Here is an 8,401-nt window from a genome sequence, read left to right as displayed (position 1 = left end):
GGATGCTCGACCTGCAGGCGGGTGTTCATCTCCAGGAAGTAGAACTCCCCCGCGGCACCGTTGCCGGGTGCGAAGAACTCGACGGTGCCGGCCCCCTCGTAGCCGATCGCCACGGCAGCGCGCCGCGCCGCCTCGAACAACCGCTCCCGCATGCCCGGTGTCGCGTCGACGAGCGGGGAGGGCGCCTCCTCGACCACCTTCTGGTGTCGCCGCTGAATCGAACACTCCCGCTCCCCCACCGCCCACACCGTGCCGTGCCGGTCGGCGAGGATCTGCACCTCGATGTGGCGGCCACCTTCGAGGTAGCGCTCGCAGAACACCGTGGGATCTCCGAATGCGGACTGCGCTTCACGGCGCGCCGCGGCGAGCTGCCCGGGCAGATCGGCGAGCTCGCGCACAATCCGCATGCCCCGGCCTCCACCGCCCGCGGAAGCCTTCACCAGCACGGGCAGGTCGGCACCGGTGACGGCACCCTCGTCGAGTTCGCCGAGTACCGGAACGCCGGCATCGGCCATGATCTTCTTGGCTTCGACCTTCGACCCCATGCGGGCGATCGAGTCGGGGCGCGGGCCGATCCAGACGAGTCCCGCGTCGAGCACCCGCTGGGCGAATTCCGCGTTTTCCGAGAGGAATCCGTAGCCGGGGTGGACGGCGTCTGCCCCGGCTACGCGCGCGGCGTCCACGATCTTGTCCCCGCGCAGGTAGGTTTCGGCCGGGCTGGTGCCCGGCAGTCGGACCGCGACGTCCGCCTCGGTGACGTGCGGGCTCTCGGAGTCGGCGTCGGAGTACACAGCGACGGTCCCCAGGCCGGCGCGCCGGCACGTCGCGAACACTCGGCGCGCGATCTCGCCGCGGTTGGCGACCAGCACGGTCGTCGGACCCGCACCGGTCACTGCTGCCTCACCGGTCATTGCTGCCTCACATCCGGAAGACGCCGAATTGCCCGGCGCCTTCGATCGGAGCGGTGGCAACGGCCGACAGGCACATCCCCACCACTGTGCGGGTGTCACGAGGGTCGATCACGCCGTCGTCGTACAGCCGGCCGGACAGGAACATCGGCAGCGACTCGGCTTCTATCTGGTTCTCGATCGCCGCGCGCATCGCCTCGTCGGCAGCCGCGTCGAATGCCTGACCGCGCGCCTGCGCGGCGGCGCGACCGACGATGGAGATGACGCCGGCGAGTTGCGCGCCGCCCATCACGGCCGATCTCGCGCTGGGCCATGCGAACAGGAAGCGCGGGTCGAATGCGCGACCGCACATGCCGTAGTGGCCGGCGCCGTACGAGGCACCGAGCAGGATCGAGATGTGCGGGACCGTGGAGTTCGCCACCGCGTTGATCATCATCGCGCCGTGCTTGACCATGCCGCGCTCTTCGTATTCGCGACCGACCATGTAGCCGGTGGTGTTGTGCAGGAACAACAGGGGGGTATCCGACCGGTTCGCCAGTTGGATGAACTGCGCGGCCTTCTGCGATTCCTCGCTGAACAGCACACCGCGAGCGTTGGCGAGGATCCCGATCGGATACCCGTGCAGCCGAGCCCAACCGGTCACCAGCGACGAACCGTAGAGCGGTTTGAATTCGTCGAAGTCGGAGTCGTCGACGATCCGCGCGATCACCTCCCGGGGGTCGAACGGTTGCTTGAGGTCGTCGGGGACGATGCCGAGCAGTTCGTCCGCGGCGAACCGGGGTTCGCGCACACTCGTGGGGACGGGACCCGACTTGTGCCAATTCAGCCGGGCGACGATGTTCCGCCCGATGCGCAGCGCGTCGTGCTCGTCGACGGCGAAATAGTCGGCCAGACCGGAGGTCCGGGCGTGCATCTCGGCGCCACCGAGGGCTTCGTCGTCGGATTCCTCACCGGTGGCCATCTTCACGAGCGGCGGACCGGCCAGAAACACCTTGGACCGTTCCTTGATCATCACCACATGGTCGGACATGCCGGGCACGTATGCGCCCCCGGCCGTGGAGTTGCCGAATACGAGTGCGATGGTCGGGATTCCGGCCGCGGACAGCCGGGTGAGGTCGCGGAACAGCCGCCCTCCGGGAATGAACACTTCTTTCTGGGTCGGCAGGTCGGCGCCTCCCGATTCCACGAGATTGATCAGTGGGAGCCGGTTCTGAAAGGCGATCTCGTTGGCACGCAGCGACTTCCGCAGTGTCCATGGATTGCTGGTGCCGCCGCGGACCGTGGGGTCGTTCGCGGTGATCACGCATTCGACGCCTTCGACGACACCGATGCCGGTCACCGTACTGGCGCCCACCGGGAATTCCGTCCCCCACGCGGCGAGTGGGGACAGTTCGAGGAACGGCGAATCGGCGTCGAGGAGCAGTTCGATGCGCTCGCGCGGCAACAGTTTTCCGCGCTGGTGGTGGCGTTGCACGTATTTTTCTCCGCCGCCGCCGAGGGCACGCGCATGCTCGGTGTCGACCTCGTCGAGCTTCGCACGCATGGCGTCTGCTGCCGCCGTGTATCGCGGTGACGCCGGGTCGAGTGTGGAGGTGAGGACGCTCATCCGCCGTACCCCAATCGTTTCGCCGCAAGTTCGGTGAGGATCTCGGTGGTTCCACCACCGATTCCGAGGATGCGCATGTCGCGGTACTGGCGCTCGACCTCCGATTCGGCCATGTAGCCGAGTCCGCCGAACAACTGGACGGCCTGGTGCGCCACCCATTCTCCCGCCTCGACCGCGGTGTTCTTCGCGAAGCACACCTCTGCGATCAGGTCTCCGTCGCCGGCGACGGCACGTTCGGCGACGTACCGCGAGTACACGCGGGCCACGTCTGTTCGGCGGCTCATCTCGGAGAGAGTGCGTTGCACGGCCTGGCGGGTGATGAGGGCGCGACCGAACGTCTCGCGGTCGCGGCACCATGCAACGGCCAGGTCCAGACATCGTTGGGCACCCGAATATGCCTGGGCGGCCAGCGCGATTCGTTCTGCGACGAACCCCTGCGCGATCTGTGCGAATCCCGTGTTCTCGGTTCCGACCAGGTTCTCGACCGGGACCCGGACGTCGGCGAACGACAGTTCGGCGGTGTCGGAGGCGCGCCAGCCCATCTTGTCGAGCTTGCGCGACACGGTGAATCCGGGCGTGCCCTTCTCGACGACGAAGTTCACCGCGCGGAGATTCGGCAGCACGTACCGGGTGACGGTGAGCGGTGCGGTCTCGGGCAGCAGCGTCTTCAGGGTGTCGACGGTGAGGGTGTGGACGAGCCAGGAGTACCGCTGGTCGTCGCGCACCCACACGCCGATGTTGGCGTCGCCGCCCTTGTCTCCGCTCCGCGCACCTGCCACGAGACCGAGTGCGTCGCGGCGTGTCGGTCCCGGAGGAAGTGGTTCGGGCAGCGCGGGTCGGTCGAGCGGCTCGAGCGGCCTGGTGGACGCGGAAGGCGGCACCTCGACGCGGGTGCCGTCCGGCAGCACGGCGATGTGCGGCACCTTTGCGGCGTCGACCCATCCTGCGGTGTAGACACCGTAGGCGCTGCCCGAGCCCGGCGGTGCGGTGAGGTGGAAACCCGGATAGCTCGCGAGCCCGAATTCCACAGCAGCCGAGGTGAAGCCGCGGCCCGCCACCACCGGGTCCGGGTCGCGCACGACGCAGCGCAGCAGCGCGCTCGCGGTTTCCTCGGTGGCGGCGTCGGGGTGGTCGGTGCGCGCGAGGGTCCATTCGAGTTCCGCGGGCCGCGTCGGCAGGTTCGCTTCGACCTGACGGCGCACCAGGTCGGCCTTGGCCTCGATCTCGAGCCCGGTGAGCACGAATTCCGCGTCGTTACGGAATCCGGCGAGGGCGTTGAGGCAGACCTTGAGCGTCGGCGGGGGCGCTTCGCCGCGGACGCCGGAGATGCGCACCCGGTCGGTGCCGTCGTCGCCGAGGGTTGCGGTGTCGAGGCGTGCGGTGACATCGGGACCCGCGTAGCGGCCTCCGGTGACCTCGTAGAGCAGTTGCGCGGTCACGGTGCCCACGGTGACCGCGCCTCCGGTTCCCGGATGCTTCGTGATGGTCGACGACCCGTCGGCCTCGATTTCGGCGATCGGGAAGCCGGGGCGGTCGAGGTTGCCGAGTTCGGTGAAAAATGCGTAGTTGCCGCCGGTCGCCTGCGTCCCGCACTCGATGACGTGCCCGGCGATCACAGCCCCAGCGAGAGAATCGAAATCGTCTCGGGCCCAGCCGAAGTGGGCTGCCGCGGGACCGACGATGACAGAGGCGTCGGTGACCCGGCCGGTGACGACGATGTCGGCGCCCGCGCGCAGCCCCTCGACGATGCCCCACGCCCCGAGGTATGCGTTGGCCGTGAGCGGTCGCGGATCACCGGCCAGACCGAGTTCATCGACGCGTGCGAGCAGATCGTCGCCTTCGACGTGGGACACCACGGCTCCCAGACCCAGGCGCCCCGACAGCTCCCGGAGAGCGGTCGCCAGCCCCGCCGGGTTGAGACCGCCGGCGTTCGCGACGATGCGCACTCCCTTGTCGAGAGCGAGCCCCATGCACTCCTCGAGCTGTCGCACGAAGGTCTTGGCGTAGCCCAGCTCCGGGTTCTTCATCCGGTCGCGCCCGAGGATGAGCATCGTCAGCTCGGCCAGGTAATCGCCCGTGAGGTAGTCGAGTTCGCCGCCTTCGAGCATCTCGCGCATCGCCGACAGCCGGTCGCCGTAGAAGCCGGAGCAGTTGCCGATCCGCACCACCGCTCGGCGTGCCGTGGTCACGGGGCGGTTCCGTCGCTGTCGCGGCCGCCTCCGGGTGGGCCGGCAAACGCCTGGCTCGATCTCGCCCAGGCGAGATCGAGCCAGGCGTCGGCCTCCGCACCGGTCGCGACGAGTGCGGTGTCGGCGCGGTGCACGCGTTGCGTGACGAGCCGGCAGAAGTCGAGCGCCGGGCCGGTAACCGACTGCGATGCGTCGTCGGGACCCCAGGTCCACAGATCCCCGTCCGGCCCGGTCAGGACCACCCGGAAGGGCTCCGCCGGTGGCGTGCGTCCGTGAACGACATACGCGAAGTCGCGGGTGCGCACGCCCAGGTGCGCGACGTGCCGCAGCCGCGCGGTGGGGGGCTGCTCGATGCCCAGCGCGTCTGCGACGTCCCTGCCGTGTGCCCACGTTTCCATGAGCCGCGCGGTCGCCATCGACGCCGCCGACATGGGTGGCCCGTACCAGACGATCTTCGTGCCGGCGGGCACGGCCGCGAGTGCACGTGCGAGGCCGGCGCGAGCGGCACGCCAGTCGGCAAGCAGTTCGGCGGGCGGTTTCTGTGCCTGTTCGGCCGCGCCGACGTCGACGAACCCCGCGGGGTCGGTGATCGTCATGGCCTCGGCGAGGAAGGCGTCCGGATCGGTGACCGCGGTGAGGGCGGCGCGGTCGGTCCACAGCAGGTGGCCGATCTGGAGCGCGACCGTCCAGCCGGCCGCGGGCGTGGGGGTGCCCCACGCGTCGTCGGGAAGGGTCGCGACCAGGTGGTCGAGGGCGTCGCCCTCCGCACGCAGGTCATCGAGCAGGGTCTGCAACTCCGCCATTCGACCAGCGTCACACGCGCGAACCGCAAAATCAAGCACCTGTGATTGTTTTTTGGTGGGCCGGGCTCGGCTCCACCCACGACACTGGACGAATGCGCGAGCACACCGACCCCCGCGGCCCATGAGCGGCGCGCACCCGAAACACAGCGCCGTGCCCGTCGCGGCAGTACTCGGAGCGGTGTTGTCGATGCAGTTCGGTGCCGCGTTCGCCACCACTCTGTTCGACGAGGCCGGCGCTGCCGGCACCGTCACCGTGCGCCTGGTGCTCGCCGCGGCGATCCTCTGCGCGATCGCCCGTCCACGGGTGCGCACCTGGACCCGGCGGGAGTGGCGTGGCGCCCTCGCTCTCGGCGGGAGCCTGGCGGTGATGAACGCGTCGTTCTACGAAGCGCTCGCGCGACTGCCTCTCGCCGCGACGGTGACCATCGAATTTCTCGGCCCGCTCACCCTCGCGGCAGCGTTGTCGCGCCGGTTGCGCGACGTCCTGTGGGTGCTGCTCGCGCTGGGCGGCGTCGTTCTGCTCGGGATCGGCGAGGGCGACGCCGCCATCGGCGGTCTCGATCTCGTCGGGGTGGTGTTCGCCTTGGTCGCCGGTGCGGGATGGGCCGGATACATCGTCGCCGGCTCGCATGTCGCGACCACGCTGTCGGGCTTGACGGGTCTCGCGGGGGCGTCCACCATCGCCGCACTCGCGGTGCTCCCGTTCGGAATCGCCTCGGCCGGAAGCACCCTGCTCTCCCCTACCCTGCTGGCGGCGGGACTGGCGGTCGCGCTGCTGTCGTCGGCAATCCCCTACAGTCTCGAAATCCGGGCGCTGCGCGACCTCTCGAAGGGCGTCTTCGCGATCCTCATCGCACTCGAGCCGGCGGCCGCCGCCCTCGCCGGGGCGGTGGTGCTCGGACAGTTCGTCGATCCGACCGCGGCCGTGGGCATCGCCCTCGTCGTCGCGGCGGGAGTCGGTGCGCTGCGCAATTCCCCCACCTGACGCTCCCTCAGCGTGACCGCAGGATCATGCGTACCAACTCGCCCGCCGGGCCCTCGAGCGTGCGCGGCGGTCGCCACACCGCGCGCAACACCCGCGACAGATCCAAACCCTCGACCTCGACCACACTCAGCTGACCGGACGCGAGCTGATCCTCCACCGCCAGCGTGCTCAGCACCGCCGGTCCGACACCTCCGAGGACGCTCGTGCGGACCGCGGCGCTGCTGCCCAGCTCGAGCAGCGGCACGGGCCGGTCGTACTCCTGGAGCGCGAGATCGAGGGTGCGCCGCGTCCCGGAACCCTCCTCACGCACTATCAGCGGTGTGGAAGCAAGTTCCGCGACGGTGAGCGGACGGCGGCGCCGCGCCCACGGATGCGCCGACGGTACGAGCACGACGAGCCGGTCGCGCGCGACGGCCACGCTGTGCAGTCCCGCGGGCACTGCCGGCCCTGCGACGAAGCCGACATCGCAGCGTCCGGCCGCCACCGCGTCACACACCTGCATCGAGTTGTGGACCTGCAATTGGATCTGCACGTCGTCGCGCACCGACCGGAAGGCTCCCAGCCACCGCGGGATCAGGTGTTCGGCGACGGTCATCGACGCCGCGACCGTCAACTCCGGATGCCATTCCACGCGCAGCGCCGCGGCGGCGTCGAGCAGGCGTTGTGTGCCGGTGAGTATCTCCCGTGCCCAGTGCGCCACCACGGTCCCCTCCGGGGTGAGCGCGGACCCGGAACGACCACGCCGCACGAGCACCGTGCCGAGTTGCTTCTCCAACCGCCGCAACGCGCGGCTCGCATTGGGCTGGGCGATTCCCGCCGCGCGGGCCGCTGCTCCCAGTCCGCCGTGGTCGTCGATGCCGACGAGCAGGTCGAGCGCGGCGAGATCCGGCCATTCGGTCATGCGCCGAGGATATGCCCGGCCCCTTCGATGCCCGGATCCGCACGGTTACCGGGAAAACCGCCGACGGGACCGCAGGACGTGATGAAGAATGCGGGCATGCCGGAAATCGGTTTCGACGAGGCGTCCGAGGTGCTCGCCGCACAACCGTTCAGCGTGCTGGTCGGTGCGCGGCTCGTGACGTACGAGCGGGACCGGGCCGTGCTCGAAATCCCCCTGCGGCAGGAGTTGCTGCAACAGTTCGGCTTCGTGCACGGGGGCGTGCTGTCCTACGCGGCGGACAATGCGATCACGTTCGCGGCGGGAACCGCACTGGGTCCGTCGATCGTGACCACCGGCTTCACGATCGATTACCTGCGGCCCGCGCAGGGAACGCTGCTGCGCGCCGAAGCGCGTGTCGTCGAATCCACGAAGCGGCGGGCGCTGTGCCGCTGCGAGATCGTCTCGATCGGCGACGACGGAACCGAGAAGGTATGTGCCGCAGCGCAGGGCGGCGCGAGGTCGGTCGACCTGTCGCGGTGACGAGCGCCGCACGAGCTTTTTCGAGACGAATCAGGTTCTGCAGCTGGACAGTTCGTCTACACAGAAGGTCCCGATGATGAACGACGACGAGATTTGGGCCGCGATCGACGACGAACGGCGACGCACCGCAGACCTGCTCGGGCAACTCTCCGACGACGAGTGGGCGCAACCGTCGCTGTGCGCCGGCTGGACGGTGCGCGACGTCGCTGCCCACCTGACACTGCAGCAGTTGACGGTCGGAGACATCATTCGGATGGTCCTGCGGCATCCCGGCTCCCTGAACTCGATGATCAGCGCCTCCGCCCGCCGACGAGCGACCCGGCCGACCGACCGGCTGATCGCGGATCTACGGGCGATGATCGGTGGTTGCGTCCATCAGAGTGGTGTAGAAGCCGGAGCTCAATGAGCTGACCGGCGTGTCGTAACCGGACGAAAGACGGTCACCGCGTGATTCTTCGAGAGAGCTACCAACTCGACTCGACGAAAGAGC

Annotated in this window: 8 protein-coding genes and 1 pseudogene; 3 read left to right on the top strand and 6 right to left on the bottom strand. The window is 69.3% G+C overall.

All coding sequences use genetic code 11. The annotated features are described in order from the left end of the window. From Q8814_RS22485 to Q8814_RS22465, 5 genes and pseudogenes are all read right to left on the bottom strand, one after another. Window positions 1–911 (bottom strand): ATP-binding protein (locus Q8814_RS22485; protein ID WP_330154199.1); only part of this gene is annotated, 911 nt, incomplete at its 3' end. Window positions 912–918: 7 nt separating this feature from the next. Then, a complete protein-coding gene (locus Q8814_RS22480; RefSeq protein ID WP_330154198.1) occupies window positions 919–2,514 on the bottom strand; it encodes an acyl-CoA carboxylase subunit beta in 1,596 nt (531 codons plus the stop codon). Beyond that, entirely contained in the window at window positions 2,511–3,056 is a 546-nt protein-coding gene (locus Q8814_RS22475) for an acyl-CoA dehydrogenase family protein (protein ID WP_330154200.1), read from the bottom strand. Before Q8814_RS22475 ends, Q8814_RS22480 begins: the two co-directional genes overlap by 4 nt. Beyond that, window positions 3,048–4,679, bottom strand: a pseudogene (locus Q8814_RS22470) (acyclic terpene utilization AtuA family protein); the annotation flags it as partial. The pseudogene Q8814_RS22470 and the gene Q8814_RS22475, both read right to left, overlap by 9 nt. A gap of 20 nt (window positions 4,680–4,699) precedes the next feature. Then, window positions 4,700–5,506, bottom strand: coding sequence for a TIGR03084 family metal-binding protein (locus Q8814_RS22465; protein WP_330154197.1), 807 nt, complete (start codon window positions 5,504–5,506; stop codon window positions 4,700–4,702). Between the two features lie 121 nt (window positions 5,507–5,627). On the opposite strand from Q8814_RS22465, the gene Q8814_RS22460 reads away from it, so the two are divergent. Then, on the top strand, window positions 5,628–6,491 hold the full coding sequence (locus Q8814_RS22460; RefSeq protein ID WP_330154196.1) for an EamA family transporter: 864 nt from the start codon (window positions 5,628–5,630) through the stop codon (window positions 6,489–6,491). Window positions 6,492–6,498: 7 nt separating this feature from the next. Here the strand turns inward: Q8814_RS22460 and Q8814_RS22455 are convergent, their stop codons facing one another. Then, the gene (locus tag Q8814_RS22455) at window positions 6,499–7,392 is read right to left on the bottom strand and encodes a LysR family transcriptional regulator (RefSeq protein ID WP_330154195.1); all 894 of its coding nucleotides are present in this window, start codon (window positions 7,390–7,392) and stop codon (window positions 6,499–6,501) included. A 96-nt stretch (window positions 7,393–7,488) separates the two neighbouring features. Between Q8814_RS22455 and Q8814_RS22450 the strand changes: the two genes are divergently transcribed. After that, window positions 7,489–7,911: a PaaI family thioesterase gene (locus tag Q8814_RS22450; protein ID WP_330154194.1), complete on the top strand. Its 423-nt coding sequence runs from the start codon at window positions 7,489–7,491 to the stop codon at window positions 7,909–7,911. Window positions 7,912–7,984: 73 nt separating this feature from the next. Then, a complete protein-coding gene (locus Q8814_RS22445; RefSeq protein ID WP_330154193.1) occupies window positions 7,985–8,317 on the top strand; it encodes a maleylpyruvate isomerase family mycothiol-dependent enzyme in 333 nt (110 codons plus the stop codon). Window positions 8,318–8,401: the final 84 nt, after the last annotated feature.

Origin of the sequence: Rhodococcus chondri, from assembly GCF_036327435.1 — a bacterium.
GTDB lineage: Bacteria > Actinomycetota > Actinomycetes > Mycobacteriales > Mycobacteriaceae > Rhodococcus > Rhodococcus chondri.
This window is presented reverse-complemented; position numbering and strand designations above follow the sequence as displayed.